General features: G+C 75.7%; 12 protein-coding genes. All 12 read right to left on the bottom strand.

Translation table 11 applies throughout. From position 1 onward, the window contains the following. Window positions 1–37: 37 nt before the first annotated feature. The gene (locus D7231_RS23815) at window positions 38–883 is read right to left on the bottom strand and encodes a methyltransferase domain-containing protein (protein ID WP_241999881.1); all 846 of its coding nucleotides are present in this window, start codon (window positions 881–883) and stop codon (window positions 38–40) included. Between the two features lie 70 nt (window positions 884–953). Then, complete coding sequence (locus tag D7231_RS23810; RefSeq protein ID WP_120757578.1) at window positions 954–2,555, bottom strand: serine hydrolase domain-containing protein; 1,602 nt, start codon at window positions 2,553–2,555, stop codon at window positions 954–956. Between the two features lie 5 nt (window positions 2,556–2,560). Beyond that, the gene (locus D7231_RS23805; RefSeq protein ID WP_147449792.1) at window positions 2,561–3,709 is read right to left on the bottom strand and encodes an LLM class flavin-dependent oxidoreductase; all 1,149 of its coding nucleotides are present in this window, start codon (window positions 3,707–3,709) and stop codon (window positions 2,561–2,563) included. Beyond that, complete coding sequence (locus D7231_RS23800; RefSeq protein WP_120757576.1) at window positions 3,706–4,425, bottom strand: HAD-IA family hydrolase; 720 nt, start codon at window positions 4,423–4,425, stop codon at window positions 3,706–3,708. The genes D7231_RS23805 and D7231_RS23800 overlap by 4 nt, the downstream gene beginning before the upstream one ends. Further along, a complete protein-coding gene (locus tag D7231_RS23795; RefSeq protein WP_120757575.1) occupies window positions 4,416–5,330 on the bottom strand; it encodes a transglutaminase-like domain-containing protein in 915 nt (304 codons plus the stop codon). The genes D7231_RS23800 and D7231_RS23795 overlap by 10 nt, the downstream gene beginning before the upstream one ends. An 86-nt stretch (window positions 5,331–5,416) precedes the next feature. Continuing rightward, the gene (locus tag D7231_RS23790; protein ID WP_120757574.1) at window positions 5,417–6,556 is read right to left on the bottom strand and encodes an LLM class flavin-dependent oxidoreductase; all 1,140 of its coding nucleotides are present in this window, start codon (window positions 6,554–6,556) and stop codon (window positions 5,417–5,419) included. Continuing rightward, entirely contained in the window at window positions 6,553–7,716 is a 1,164-nt protein-coding gene (locus D7231_RS23785; RefSeq protein WP_228774800.1) for a Gfo/Idh/MocA family protein, read from the bottom strand. The genes D7231_RS23790 and D7231_RS23785 overlap by 4 nt, the downstream gene beginning before the upstream one ends. Next, on the bottom strand, window positions 7,716–8,489 hold the full coding sequence (locus D7231_RS23780) for an SDR family oxidoreductase (RefSeq protein WP_120757573.1): 774 nt from the start codon (window positions 8,487–8,489) through the stop codon (window positions 7,716–7,718). The genes D7231_RS23785 and D7231_RS23780 overlap by 1 nt, the downstream gene beginning before the upstream one ends. Beyond that, window positions 8,489–10,777, bottom strand: coding sequence for an AMP-binding protein (locus D7231_RS23775; protein ID WP_120757572.1), 2,289 nt, complete (start codon window positions 10,775–10,777; stop codon window positions 8,489–8,491). The genes D7231_RS23780 and D7231_RS23775 overlap by 1 nt, the downstream gene beginning before the upstream one ends. A gap of 1 nt (window position 10,778) precedes the next feature. Beyond that, complete coding sequence (locus tag D7231_RS23770; RefSeq protein ID WP_120757571.1) at window positions 10,779–11,924, bottom strand: radical SAM protein; 1,146 nt, start codon at window positions 11,922–11,924, stop codon at window positions 10,779–10,781. A gap of 26 nt (window positions 11,925–11,950) precedes the next feature. Beyond that, window positions 11,951–12,721 (bottom strand): PIG-L deacetylase family protein, encoded by a 771-nt coding sequence (locus D7231_RS23765; protein ID WP_120757570.1) that lies wholly within the window; start codon window positions 12,719–12,721, stop codon window positions 11,951–11,953. Next, on the bottom strand, window positions 12,718–13,710 hold the full coding sequence (locus D7231_RS23760) for a glycosyltransferase family 2 protein (RefSeq protein WP_158673807.1): 993 nt from the start codon (window positions 13,708–13,710) through the stop codon (window positions 12,718–12,720). The genes D7231_RS23765 and D7231_RS23760 overlap by 4 nt, the downstream gene beginning before the upstream one ends. Between the last annotated feature and the right edge of the window lie 9 nt (window positions 13,711–13,719).

Genomic DNA, 13,719 nt, shown 5'->3' with positions numbered 1-13,719 from the left:
GGGCGGCGGGGCCGAGGCCCCGCTCACCCTTTCCGCGTTACGGGCGCTGTGCCACCAGCAGCAGATAGCCGAACTCCCTGATGCCGACCAGGTCGCCCGGGTCGAACTGGTCCACCATCTCCTCTCCGAACTCGTCCGAGAGCTGCTTCTTCGCCGCGTTGATGCGCTCGGACAGCAGGACGAAGGTCTTCTCCAGCGTCTGGTCGCTGATGTCCAGGAACTCCTCCAGCCACAGCCCGGCCCCGCGCAGCAGGGGCGGGTACGACTCGGCGGTCACCATCGTCATCATGAAGTCGTGCAGGTAGCGCCGTACGGCGGTCTGCCCGGCGGCGGGGATGGGGGCGCGCTCGAAGAAGTCGGTGAGCACCACCCGCCCGCCCGGCCGCAGCACCCGGCCCACGTGCGCGAGTACCTGGGCGCGGTCGGGCATGTGGATGATCGACTCCAGGGCGATGACCGCGTCGAAACTGCCGTCCTCGAAGGGCAGTTCCATCGCGTCCGCCTGCCGGAACCGCGCCCGGTCGGCGACGCCCGAGGACTCCGCCAGCGCGTTGGCCCGGGCGATCTGCTCCGTGCTGACGGAGATGCCGGTGACGTCCGCGCCCGTACGGCGGGCGATGCGCACGCCGGGCGTGCCCACGCCGCAGCCCAGGTCGAGGACGCGCGACCCGGCGCCGATGTGCAGCCGGTCGGCCATCATGTCGGTGAGCCGGTCGGTCGCCTCCTCCAGCGACACCCGGCTGTCGGGGGAGTCCCAGTACCCGAAGTGCAGGTTCTCGCCCAGGGAAGCGGAACCCAGGGCGGTGAACCGGTCGTAGAGCGCGCCCACCTCGGCGGACACGGGCGACGGCATGGGCAGTTCGGTCAGGTCGGAGTGCGGCATGGAAACCCTCTCTGGAAGTCGGAAGCCGGAAGTCGGAAGTAGGAAGCCGGAAGTCGGAACCCGGCAGAGGTCAGCACAGGCGAAGGTCCTCGTACACGGCGTCGGCGATGCGGATGATGCGCTCGCGGTGCCGTTCGTGCTCCACCTTCCCGTTGAGGTGGACGGCCACGGTGAGCCCGGCGTCGGGGTCTGCGAACGCCACCGCGGTCCACAGCCCGTCGTGCCCGTAGGAGCGGGGGGAGGTGTGGGTGCCGAAGCTGGTGAACTCCTCGCCCAGGTGGCGGCATTCGAGGCGGAACCCCATGCCCCAGTCGGCGTTGCCGTACCGGTCGTACAGGCCGGTGCGGTGCCGGGCGGTCAGCGCGGCGGCGGTCGTCGGCGACATGACGCGCCCGCCGGGGGCGTTCCCGCCGCGCAGCAGCATGGTGAGGAAGCGGCCGAGGTCGCTCAGCGGCCCCCGGGTGTTCACGCCGGGGATACAGCGCGTGGTCGCGGCCTCGGTGGACCACCAGTGGGTGGGCTGGGGAGCCGACCCGGGGTTGCTCACGTGGATCAGCGGCAGCCGGTCCCCGAAGGCCGCGAAGTCCTCCGGCGTCAGGTGTACGCGCGTGTCCGCCATGCCGCACGGCCCGAGGATCTCCTCCTCGACGTACGGGCGGTACTCCCTGCCGTCGACCGCGGGAAGGATGCGGGCCAGGACGAACCAGGCCCACCACTGGCTGTAGTTGACGCCCGGAGCCCGCCGGGAATGCGGCGGGACCGCCACGCCGAGCGCCCGGCGCAGGCGCTCGCCGTCCGGTCCGGCGACCACGCCGTGCAGCGGGTCGCCGCCGGTCGGCAGCGGGCCCGTGTGCGTCAGCAGGTCCATCGAGGTGATGGACTCCTTGCCTTCCCCGCCGAACTCGGGCAGGTAGTGGGAGACGGGCAGGTACGGGTCGTACGCGCCGGCTTCCCAGAGCCGGCCGAGCGCCGCTGACAGCAGGGGCTTGGCGCAGCAGTACCACAGCGGCAGCGAACGGTGGGTCATCGGGACGCCGGGCCGGGCCTCGCCCAGCCCCGCGTCCGCGAGCGTGACCCCGTCGAGGGAGACGTGCAGCTGGGCCCCCGGCGTCGAGGTGCCCACTTCGCGCTCGATCTCGCGCACCGTCCCGGGCAGGGCCTCGCGGGCCCGCTCGACGGCCTCGGCCGCCTCCTTCGCGCCGGCCGCCCCAGTCGCCTCAGCCTCCTCCTCCACACCGGCCGTCTCCCCAGTCTCCCGGGACCCGGTCAGCCCCGCCGCGGCCCGCAGCGCCGCCACGTGCCCCGACCCGTCCCGCCGGAGCGCCGCGTCGATGAAGAACAGCAGGCTGAAGTTGCCCTCGGCGCGCACGTCACCGCGCTCGAAGACGCCGGCGCGCTCCTGCGGCGAGCCCAGCAGCAGCGCCCGGGCCGCCGCGTGCGGCAGCGTGATCCGCAGCCCCGGCGGCTCGCCCGCGGCGGCCGCGACGCCCAGGCGCCCGGCGGCCAGGTCCACCGCCACGTCCAGCGCCGGCGGTGCCCCGGGCGGCGGATCGGTGAGCTCCAGCCGGAGCGTCACGGTGTCCCGTACGCCGGCGGGCGGGCGTTCCAGCGAGCGGCCGGCGGCGAGCCAGGCCGTGGACAGGAACGGGTCGGCGGGCTTCGTACCGGGCACCGGGCTCACTCCTCTGCCCCGCCGGTCCCGGCGCCGGGACCGGCGGTCGTGTCGATGCGGGGGGCGATGTCGGTGAGGAGCCGCTCCAGGCTCGTGGTCCGCGGATAGTCGCGGAACCACAGCACGAACTCCGAAACGCCCGCCGCCAGCAGGCTCCGCGCGCGGTCCGCGATCTGATCGGGCGTCCCGTACAGGCTCCGCCGCGCCAGCAGGTCGGGGTGGTGGCTCCAGAAGTGCACTTCGTGCGGGGAACACAGCCACCTGTCGCGCTCCAGCACGGAGTCGAAGACCCGGCACTCGGCCGCCCAGGCGTGGCGCACCCCGCCCGGGTCCGCCCCGAGGGCCGTCCTGCGCCACCCGAACTCCTCGATGGCGCGAGCGATGTCATGCGTCTCGCCCGTCCACTGGACGGCGGTGCACTCCCGTACGGCGGCGTCCGCGGGCCGCCGCGCCCCGGCCCCCTCCTCCCCGGCGTCCAGGCGCAGGGCCAGGGGCAGTGGCTGCTGGTGCGGCGCCGGTACGCAGTGCGCCGCCGCCAGCCGTACGTGCTCTCCGGCGAAGGTCACCGGCCGGCCGCCCCACAGTGCGCGCAGCGCCTCGGCCGTCTCGCCGACGGCGCGGTGGCCCCCCTCGTCGCCGAAGAAGCCGCCCTCAGGGGAGCCGCCTTCGGGGAAACCGCCCTCAGGGGCACCACCCTCACCGGAAGGAGGCTCCCCGGCCGCAGGCGCGGCCCCCGTTGAGTGATGCTCCGGTCCGTACGCCGCGGCGGTGAGCCCCAGCGACAGGCGCCCGCCGCAGATGTGGTCCGCGCTCGCCGCCCGCTTGGCGAGCAGGGCCGCGTTGCGGAAGGGCGCCGCCGGGGAGAGCAGGCCCAGCTCCAGCCCCGGCACCGCGGCCGCCAGCCCGGCCAGCGCCGTCCAGCCCTCCCACACGGGTTCGGGCGCGCGCCGGGGCGTGGTGTCCGTGCGGTCCAGCAGCCACAGCGCGCCCAGCCCGTGCCGCCGGACGGTGCGGGCGGTCTCCAGCAGCAGCTGCCAGCCCTCGGCCCCGCCGGCACCGGCCAGTTCACCGGCCGCCCCCTGCGGGGCGACCACGCTCCAGCGCGGGGCGGCAGGCGCCTGGCGCAAGGCCTCGCGCCCGGGCCCCGCCGTCATCCGCGGCCCCCGCCGCACACCAGCGCGAGCAGGTGCCACGGCCGGTCGAGCAGGAAGTCGGGCTGCTCGGCGCGCAGCCGCTCCGCCGAGCCCTCGCCCCAGGTGACGCCCACCGTGGCCGTGCCGGCGGCGCGCCCGCTGCGGATGTCGATCACCGCGTCGCCGACCATGACCGCGCTTTCGGGCGGCGCGCCCAGCCGGTGCAGCGCCTCGTGGACGATGTCCGGGTGCGGTTTGGGCCGGGGCACCTCGTCGCTGCCCACGACCTCGTCGAGCAGGGGCAGCAGCCCGACCCGCTCCAGGACGGCGCGGGCCCGGGCGCCGGACTTGCCGGTGGCGATGGCGGTGCGCACGCCCCGCTCGCGCAGCGTCGCCAGCAGCTCCGGTACGTGCGGGTAGACCGTGACCCGGTCCATCAGCTCGTGGCTCGCGCGGACGAACGGCCCCTCCATCTCGCCGGGCAGTCCCATCAGCCGCATGATGTCCGGGAAGTAGCGCCCCTGGTGGGTGACGTACTCCTCGAAGGGGGGCTCGCCGTCGCCCACCACTTCGCGGTAGGCGATGGCGAACGCCTCCCGCATGACCTCGAAGCTGTCGATGAGGACGCCGTCGAGGTCGAAGACCACGGTGGCGAAGCGGCCGGGAGCGGGGGCGGCGGCCGGCGGCGGGGCGGCCGGGGAGGACGCGGGGGAGCGGGGCGGGGGAGTCAGGGGCATGGCAGGAGCTCCGTGGGTAGGGAGGCCGGGGCCCAGACCCCGGCGTGGCTGACGACTTTCGTGAAGCGGTCCGTGAGCCGGTGGAAGACGGCCCCGGGGGACGCGGTGGGCGGGTGGGCCGCCGAGTCCAGCCCGCCCCAGGCGGCCATGGCCCGCAGCAGCAGCGGATCGGCCGGCACCCAGTGGCCGTCCACCAGGAACTCTGCCCAGCAGTGCGGGGTGGAGTACGGTCTGGCCACGAGCAGCCCGAAGGCGAAGCGGACGCCGAGGCCGCGCCGTTCGCCCTCCGCCACCAGCCACGCGGACGCGCCGCCGCAGTCCGCCATGCGCGTGCGCCACAGGAACTCCGGGTCCCAGCGGACGGCCTCCGGCAGCAGGAAGAAGCCGACCGGCTCCAGGGCGCGCAGCAGCTCCAGGACGGGCGGGGGGAACGCGGGCCACTGCTGCCGCGGCCGTACGGTGAGCCGGTGCAGGCGCGCGTCCGAGGGCGGGCCCGCCACCACGCGGCGCCGCCCGCCGGCCAGCAGCACTCCGTACGGGCAGGGGCCGGCGTGGCCGGGTACGGGGCACGACGCCTTCACGTCGATCAGCAGGGGCTGAGGGTTTGGGACCGAGGCCGTGCGCAGGGCCGCCGCCCAGGAGCGGATGGCCCGCCGCTGAACCGACGCCAGCCCGAGGTGCAGGGCCGTGTTGCCCAGGTCGTAGCCGTCGAAGAGCCGGCCGGGGCCGTGGCCGGCGTGGGGCAGCCCGGCCGCCGTGAGCTCGTCCAGCAGCTCCGGCCCGATGCGGTGCAGGCGGCGCGCGCCCTGCTCGTCCACGGCGAAGCGGCGGTGTTCGTCGGGGACGAGCAGCAGCCGGTCCACGAGGGGGCGCAGCTCCCGCGCCGAGGGCGGCCGGGTCGGCACGTGAACGCTGATCTCCTCATCCTTTCTCCGGGGCGGGACACGCCTTCTCCGAGGCGGTGCGGGGCGCGACCGCAGGCCGAGCCGCGTCAGTCGAGATAGCCGAGGGCCTGGAGGCGGGCGGCCACCTGCTCCTCGTCGCCGGGCGTGTACGCCGGGCGCGGCGCGTACGGGGAGTGGTCGCGCAGCGCCGGGATCACCTCGCGGGCGAACAGTTCGAGGGACTCGGCCCGGTGCCGCTCCTCCAGCCCCCCGAAGGTGAACTCGCCCAGCACGGTGTTGAAGTGGCCCTCCGCGGCCGCGGCCCGGATCCTCTCCGTCACCGTCTGCGGCGAGCCGACGAAGACGAGGTTGTGGTCGAGGAGGAAGCCGAAGTCGCCGGACCCGGCGAGGATGTCGGGCGTGCTCAGCCTGCTGGCCGGGGCGTGCTGCTCGCCGGAGCGCCGCACGGAGCCGTACTGGAGGGTTTTGGTGAAGGTCTCGGTCATGTGCGCGGCCGCCCGCGTCTCGGCCTCGGCGTCGGTGGGCGCCACGTGGACGAGGGTCCAGTAGCCGATGTCGGGGTCGGTGGCGTGGCCGTGCTCGCGCCACCAGTCGAGGTAGTGGCGGTAGACGACGCCCATGGAGGCGCGCGGCACGATCATCGTCGAGCCCGTGTGGGCACCCACCTCGCTGAGGTAGCGCAGGGTGTTGCGGTTGGTGGTGGGCACCCACAGCGGCGGGTGGGGGCGCTGGAGCGCGGGGAAGGAGAGGGTGACGTCCCGGACCCGGTGCACGGGCCCCTCGAAGTCGACGGCGCCCTCACTGCCGAGCGCGGTGCGCAGCAGCTCGACGGCCTCCCGGGTGAGCGTGTGGCGGTTGTCGAAGTCGGCGCCGAAGGGCAGGAAGGGCTGGGGGCTGACGCCCGAGGCCAGCCCCACCTCCAGCCGGCCGCCCAGGACGTGGTCGAGGGTCGCGACCTCCTCGACCAGGTGCATCGGGTGGCGCAGCGGCGGGACCCAGCCCATCGGCCCGATCCGGATGCGCTCGGTGTGCAGGGCCGCGCCCGTGCAGAACACCGCGGGCGAGGGCATCCAGCTCTCCTGCGGCGTGCAGTGGTGCTCGACGGAGAACGCGTAGTCGAGGCCGAGCCGGTCGGCGTCGCGGATCTCGCGCCAGAGTTCGGCGTAGCGCTGCCCGGGCGTGATGCCGGGCCGGCCCCACACGTGGGTGAAGTAGGCGAACTTCATGAAACCTCCCGCAGGGTCCGGCCGGCGGCCGAGTAGATGTGGTCGATGCAGGAAGCGAGGATGGTCACTTCGGCCATCGAGCCCTCGCCGAGGCCCGAGGCCGGCCGCCCGCCGCCGGGGCCGCCGAGCCGGCGGGCGAGCTCGTCGACCTGCCGCTCGTACTCGATGCCCACGGGCTCGTCCGGCAGTGCCACGCTCTCCTCGCGGCCCAGGCGCAGCACGGTGAGGGAGGACCGCGGCAGGCGGTGCGGGCTGAAGCCGAACGTGCCGCGCAGCGTGGCCACGCCCTCGGTGCCCTCCACCGTGATGGTGGTGACGTCGAGGGCCTGGTGGGAGGCCCAGCGGGTCTCCAGCGAGATGCCTACCCCCGTGTCGGTGACCAGGAAGCCGCGGGCCGTGTCCTCGACGGGCTCCGCGGGCCGGGCCTCCGGGCCGTCCTGGAGGCCCGGCCGCCAGTCGGCCGTGGCGTCGCCGCGCTCCATCCAGTCGGCCGACATGGTGCCGGCCGCCCGCACCACGCGCGGCCAGCCCAGCAGGTGCAGGCCCACGTCCAGCAGGTGCCAGCCCAGGTCGAGCAGGGCCCCGCCGCCCGACAGCCGCCGGTCGACGAACCAGCCGGTGCGCTGCGGGATGCCGGTGGCCCGGATCCAGCTCAGGTCCAGGTTGCGGATGGTGCCCAGGGAGGGCAGGAGCTCCGCCAGCCGGCACACGTCGGTGCGGTGCCGGGCGGCGCTCCACGAATACAGCGTCAGGTCGCCGATGCTGCCCCGGGCCAGGTGGTCGAGGGCGAGCGCCTGGGCCTCGAAGAGGGTGCGGAACACCGGCTTCTCGACGAAGACCGGCACGTCGCGTTCGACGAGCGCCCTGGCCACGGGAAGGTGCAGGTGGTTGGGCAGGGCGATGACGGCCGCGTCCACGCTGTCGGGGCTCAGCTCCTCCGGCCGCCGCAGGATGCGGGTGTGCCCGCCCTCCCGCACGGCCTTCCTGGCCGCCACGGGGTCGTCGTCCACGACGGCGGCGACCCGGAACGCCGGGTGCGCCTCCAGCAGGGGAAGCCACACCTGCCGCGCGACCCACCCCGCGCCCACCACCGCCAGCCGGAGCGGTTCGCGGTCCGCGGGCCGCGCGGACCCGCCGGGTGCCTTGTCGGTGAAAGTCATCAGAAGCGCGCACCGCCGTCGACGACGAGGGTGGTGCCGTTGACGTACGAGGCCGAGGGCGACAGCAGGAACGACACGGCCGCCGCGACCTCCTCGGGCTCGCCGAGCCGGCCGGCTCCGATGAACTTGAGCACCAGGTCGCGCTCGGCCTCCGAGAAATCCATCACCTCGGCCCGGATCGCCCCGGGCGCCACGACGTTGACGGTGATGCCGTGCCCGCCGACCTCGCCCGCCACGGACGCCGCCCACGGCTGGAGGGCGCCTTTGGTCGCGGCGTAGGCGCCGTGGCCCGGCAGGCCGCTGGTGCCCGCTCTGGAGCCGAAGAGCACGATCCGCCCGTAGCGGGCGCGCATCATCGGCTTCAGGCACGCCTTGGCGAGGTTGATTGCGCCGGCCAGGTTCACTTGCAGCAGCCGTTGCAGGCTGCGCTCGTCGGTGGCCAGGGCGAGCCGGCGGGTGCGCAGGCCCGCGGCGGCCACGCAGCCGTCCACCCGGCCGAAGCGTTTGACGGCGGCGGCCACCAGGGCGTCGGCCCCCTCGGGCCGGCTCAGGTCCGACGCGACGGGTACGAGCGTGCCGCCCTCGCCCTCGGCCTGCTCCTGTAGTTTGCGCGCGGCCTCGGCGCCGGTGTGGTAGCCGGCGACGACGGTGGCCCCGAGCGCGGACAGCTCCAGCGCGCAGGCGCCGCCGATCTGCCCCGACGCGCCCGAGACCACGACCACCCGGCCGCTCAGTCCGAGCCGCTCCACGGCCCGTTCGGTGACGCTGCTCATCAGCTGGCCTCCTTGGCGATGATCAGATGACACAGGGACTCCTCCAGCGGCAGGTGCCTGCTGACGCGGGCCCCTTCCCGGGACAGGCCGGCGATCAGGTCGCCGGCCGTGGGCCACGCGGTGCCGCCGTGCGTGAGCCAGTCCAGGGCCAGTTCGCTGCCCGCCCCGGACGGGGGCAGGAAGACGTCGTCGACCAGCAGCCGGCCGCCGGGGCGCAGGCCGCCCAGCAGCTCGGCGAGCTCGCTGCCCGGGCCGGGGCCGTGGACGGCGTTGGCGACGACGCAGAGGTCGGCCGCGCCGCGGGGCGGTTCGGGGCCGGTGGTCACCCGGCCCTCCGCGACGGCCGCGGCGACGGCGGGCGCCGGCGGCCCGGAGAGCCGGCCGACGGTCAGCAAGTGGCCGCCGGCCGTGGGGTCGGCGGCCAGCAGGCGCTCCAGGTAGCGGCCCGGCCCGGCGGTCACCTCGACCATCCGGGCCCCCGCCGCCGGCTTCAGCAGCCGCAGGCCGAGCGCGGCCCGGGCCCGGGCGCTCGGGCCGTTCATGGCGCCCTGGTAGACGGTGACGAGCCGGTCCAGGCCGGCGGGTGGGGTCTGTTCGAAGGGCCGCCGCGCCACTCCGGTGCGGACGGCGGCGGCGATCTCCTCACGGCTGACGGGCCCGCGCGAGAGGTGCTCCTCCAGGCGGACGAACGCGGCCAGTTCGGCGGCCCGCACGCGCGGTTCCGTGTCCCCGGGCGCCGCGGTGGTCAGCACGCCCAGCCCGGTGGCCGCCCGCAGTACCCACTCCAGCGCGTCGGCGTCGCACCCCAGCTCCCGGGCCAGGTCCGCCGCCCCGGCGCCCTCCGCCAGCCGGTCCAGCGCGCCCAGGCCGTGCAGGGCGAAGAGGACCTCGGAGGTCTTGTAGGCACGTGCCGCCTCCGCCGCCCGCCGGGTGAGCCGGTAGCGGGGGGCGGCCCGGACCTTGCCCGCGGCGCTGGTGGGCAGGGCCGTACGGATCACGAACTCGTCGGGGACCTTGTACGCCGCCAGTTCGCGGCGGGCGTGCTCGCGCAGCGGCTCCGGCGTGAGCCCCGGCCGCACGGCCGACACCTCCGCGACGATGCCGTCCTCGCCCGGGTGGCGTCCGCGCCGCGCGGTGACCCGTACGTCGCGCACGTCCGGATGCCCCCGCAGCACCTCTTCGATCTCCAGGGGCGACACCCAGCGGCCGCCCCGGCGGATCGCCCGGTCCTTGCGGCCGATGACGCGCAGGCCGTCCGGCACGGCCACGGCGAGGTCGCCCATGGCGTGCCAGGCGCCGTCCACGCGGACTTGCAGCAGCCCGGGCGTGCCGCCGGGGACCGCCTCGCCGTCCTCGTCCGCCAGCCGGTACACGATCCCGGGCAGGGCAGCGCCGACACAGAAGGGCTCGATACGGGCCTGCCCGGCGAACACCGCACCCGTCTCGGTGGATCCGTAGTTCCGGGCGAGAGCGGTGCCGAACGCCTCCTCGAAGGCGCGGTCCAGCCGCTCGTCCACCGGCCCGGCGCCCACCATGGCCATCCGCAGCGCGGGGGCCGGGCTCCCGTCGTCCGGCCCGGGCCGGGAGCCGCCCGCGCGCAGCTTCCTGGCCGCGAGCAGCCGGGCGATGCTGGGCACGAGCGCCACCACCGTGGCTCCGCCGGCCAGTTCCGCCGCGATCCGGCCCAGGGCCGTTGGAGGGACGGGCCGCAGTGAGGCACCGGTCAGCAGCCCCCCGAAGAGCCAGCCCAGCGCGTACGCGTGGGAGAGGGGGACCGGCAGCAGCAGGGTGTCCCGCCCGGTGAGCCCCACGCCGTCGCGGTAGCGGCGGCCCTCCGCGAGGAGGCTCGCCTCGTCGCGCGCGACGATCCTGCTCTCGCCGGTCGAGCCCGAGGTGGGCAGCAGGACGGCGGGGCCGGGCCCGCAGGCTTCCCCGGGCGGGCCGGACAGCACCGGGGGCCGGTCGCCGTCGCCGTCGGGGACGGTCAGCGACCTGCCTCCGCCGGCCGCCCGCAGCAGCCGCCGGGCCTCGGCCTCGGGCGTGCCCGGCTCCAGGAGCAGCGGCCTGGCCCCGGCGGCCAGCAGGGCCAGGAAGGCGACCACCCACGCCGGGCTGTTCTCGGCGCACAGGGCCACCGCCTCGCCCTCGGCCGCCCCGGCCCCGATCTCGTCCGCGGCCTTGCGCACCCGGTCGAGCAGCGTGCCCGCGTCCGTGCCCGGCAGCAGGACCCGCCCCGGCGGCAGCCCGCGCACCGCGTCCAGGAGGGTCTCCGGCTCGCCGTCGCCCATGTCACTTCCCCCCGGTGCGGAGGTAGTCGGCCTTGGCGTCGGCGATCATCTTGCGGATGCGGGGCGGGGAGTAGGTGGGCGCGGTGCACAGCTCGTCGAGGGTGATCTCGTCCTCGAAGTACATCGAGAGCGTGTCCCAGGGAGTGAAGCAGCCGTGGCAGGCCGACAGCCGCGGCCGGGGGGCGAGCAGGGCCCGGTAGAGCCCGCTGGTGCCGGCCTTCTCCAGCGTCTCCTCCCAGCTCTCCTCCAGGGCGTTGCCCATGTCGGAGAACCAGATGTTGGGGCACGGCGTGACGACCCCGTCGCTGAAGGTGGAGACGACCAGCCGCGGCAGGTGGCACCGGAAGGTGCGGCGCCCCTCGCGGTAGAAGCTCAGCAGCCGGTCGAAGTAGGGGCGCGGCGGGAGGACGGAGGCGAACTCGTCGTAGCGGTCGGCCAGCTCCTGGACGAGGCCGTGCTGCTCGGGGCGGACCGCGAAGCGCTCCGAGTCCGGGCCGCGCACGGGGAAGGGGAAGTACACCGGGGGCCGGGAGAAGCCCGTCAGCCACTCGGCGAACGCGCAGGCCTCGGTGACGCTGCGGTCGTTGAGCACCGAGTAGATCTCCACGGGCAGCCCCGAGCCGAGGATGCGGGAGATGGCGTCGACGACCTTGCGGTGCAGGCTCTCGGTGGGCACCCGGTGGCTGTTGCCGTGGTGGAGGTGGCTGTCCAGGGAGACCTGGAGGACGACGTTGCCCCAGGAGCGGAAGCGGTCCAGGTGCTCCTGGCGCACCAGCACGCCGTTGGTCTGGATCACCAGCACCTCATGCTTGCGGGCCTCCTGCTCCAGGAAGTCCATGATGCCCCGGACCAGGAAGATCTCACCGCCCGTCACCTTGAGCAGGGGCAGCCCGAAGTGGTCCCGCAGCCGGCCGGCGACGGCGTCCAGGCGCTGCCCCAGCGGGCTGCCGGGCTCGTAGCTGTCGCGCCGCGGCGGCTCGAAGATCAGCTGGAGGGAGTGGCCCTCCTTGAGATTGCTCTGCCCCGTGAGGCAGTAGGTGCAACTGAGGTTGCAGGAGTCCTCGTTGACCACGAGGTCGTTGCCGATCAGCGGCAGTTGCTGCCGGGTTCCTGCGGCAGCCGCCGACGGAGGAGTACGAGGGGACATGAGTGCCCTTTCTTCGGTCGTGGGGGCTACGCGCGGCGCGGGTCACGGCCTCCCTCCGGCGGCCCTCCGGCCACGGGCAGCCAGTGGCGGTCGGCGAGCCGCTGCCCGTCGCCGTCGCCGTGCCCGCGGGCCCGGGCGAGCAGCGCCTCGCGCAGTGCGGGGACCGAGCCGAAGTGGGCCCGGGCCTGGCTGGTGTATCGGCCGGCGGCGGACAGCCAGCGCTCCACCGCCCCGGCCGGCAGCGGCTCGGTGCGCGGCCGCAGGCCCGCGTGGTCGCGCCCGCGCAGCCGGTAGGGGAAGTCCTCGTACCAGACGGTGCGCCCCGGCGCCAGGGCCTCCACCGCGCCCCGGACCAGCCGGTGGTCGACGTGCCCGCCCGCCGCCAGCGGCGCGTGCACCGTCACCCGCCCGGCGCACAGCGGGTCCAGCGCGGCCCGGACCTCCTCCAGCAGCCGCGCATCCGCGGGGTGCCGGGGGCCGAGGAGTCGGCGCGGGGCGGGGTAGAGGAAGCCGTCGGGTCCGGAACGCAGCGCGGCGTCGGCGAAGCCGAGCGGTACGAGGACGGCGCCGAGCTCGGTGCATGCGGCCGCGTCCTCGGCCCGCCGCACCCGGGGATCGGCGGCCTCCCGCCACGTGCCGGACGCTTCGGCCGGTCCGGAGGCGGGGCCTGCGAAGACGGTGACGACGGTCGTCCGGAGGCCCTCGGCGGCCCAGCGCGCCAGGCGGCCGCCCACGGACCAGACGGCGTCGTCCGCGTGCGGGGCGAGCACCACGTGACCGCCGGGCTCGGTTGTCATCGTGTGCCACCCCGTACCGGTGCATCAGCCACGGCGGTGACAGCGCGTACGTACTCCCCGGGCGTGCCCTCGGGTCCGAGCAGGGCCTCCAGGGCGCGCACCGAGGCATGCGGGTGAAGGGCCCGGAAGCGGTCCAGGTTCCGGTGGTGCTGCTCCCAGCGCCCGGGCCGGGCGTGGCTGAGGTGGACACCCAGGGCGTCCGGGACCAGGATCCTGCGGACGCCTGCCGCGTACAGGCGGAAGCCGAACTCCAGGTCCTCGCAGCCCCAGGTGAGCCCGAAGGCCTCGTCGAAGCCCCCTGCCCGCCGCCAGCGGTCGCGGTCGACGGCGGTGTTGGCGCCGACGAAGCCGAGCCAGGGCGCGACGTCCGGCAGGGTGCCGCCGGCCATGGCCTCGACCGTCCGCTCCAGGGCGTTGGCGACGAGCCGCCGGTGCGCGGCGGGCCCGGGCGGCCCCGGCGCCGGCGCGTGCCCCGGGCCGAGGGCTGACCGGGCCCGCCGGACGTCGTCAGGGCTTCCGCCCTCCAGACTCCTCAGCAGCCGTGCGGCGGTGGGCAGTTCGCGGGTCCGGCCGTGCGCGAAGGCGTCCGGGTCCGCCGCGCCGGCGTGGGCCGCGAGGAACTCCGGCCCCACCAGCACGTCGTCGTCCAGGAACACCAGGCGGGCCCCGCGGGCCGCGGCCGCCCCGGCGTTGCGGGCGGCGGCCCGCCCCCGCATCGGCCCCGGAATCACCCGCACCGGCAGGTCGCGGGCCAGCTCCCCGGCCACGGCGGCAGGGCCGGCCCCCGTGCCCGCCGGTCCCGGATCGTCCTGCGGAGGTCCTGGATCACCGTCCGCCGGCCCCGGATTGTCGTCGACCACGAGCACCTCGAAGGGCGGCGCCCCCGGCCCCTGCCCGGCCAGGCAGGCGAGCGTCGCGCGCAGGCGCGCCGCGGGCCCGCGGCTGGGCACGACGACGCTCAGCCGCGGATCCGTAGCGCCACTGGGCACCGGCATCGC

It is taken from the genome of Streptomyces klenkii, from assembly GCF_003626645.1.
GTDB lineage: Bacteria > Actinomycetota > Actinomycetes > Streptomycetales > Streptomycetaceae > Streptomyces > Streptomyces klenkii.
The sequence above is the reverse complement of the archived record's forward strand: the minus strand, read 5'-3'. Positions and strand labels throughout refer to the sequence as shown.

Coding starts and splice junctions, on each gene's coding strand:
- D7231_RS23815 (WP_241999881.1), bottom strand. CDS start 883: ATGCCGCACTCCGACCTGACCGAACTGCCCATGCCGTCGCCCGTGTCC.
- D7231_RS23805 (WP_147449792.1), bottom strand. CDS start 3,709: ATGACGGCGGGGCCCGGGCGCGAGGCCTTGCGCCAGGCGCCTGCCGCC.
- D7231_RS23800 (WP_120757576.1), bottom strand. CDS start 4,425: ATGCCCCTGACTCCCCCGCCCCGCTCCCCCGCGTCCTCCCCGGCCGCC.
- D7231_RS23790 (WP_120757574.1), bottom strand. CDS start 6,556: ATGAAGTTCGCCTACTTCACCCACGTGTGGGGCCGGCCCGGCATCACG.
- D7231_RS23785 (WP_228774800.1), bottom strand. CDS start 7,716: ATGACTTTCACCGACAAGGCACCCGGCGGGTCCGCGCGGCCCGCGGAC.
- D7231_RS23780 (WP_120757573.1), bottom strand. CDS start 8,489: ATGAGCAGCGTCACCGAACGGGCCGTGGAGCGGCTCGGACTGAGCGGC.
- D7231_RS23775 (WP_120757572.1), bottom strand. CDS start 10,777: ATGGGCGACGGCGAGCCGGAGACCCTCCTGGACGCGGTGCGCGGGCTG.
- D7231_RS23770 (WP_120757571.1), bottom strand. CDS start 11,924: ATGTCCCCTCGTACTCCTCCGTCGGCGGCTGCCGCAGGAACCCGGCAG.
- D7231_RS23765 (WP_120757570.1), bottom strand. CDS start 12,721: ATGACAACCGAGCCCGGCGGTCACGTGGTGCTCGCCCCGCACGCGGAC.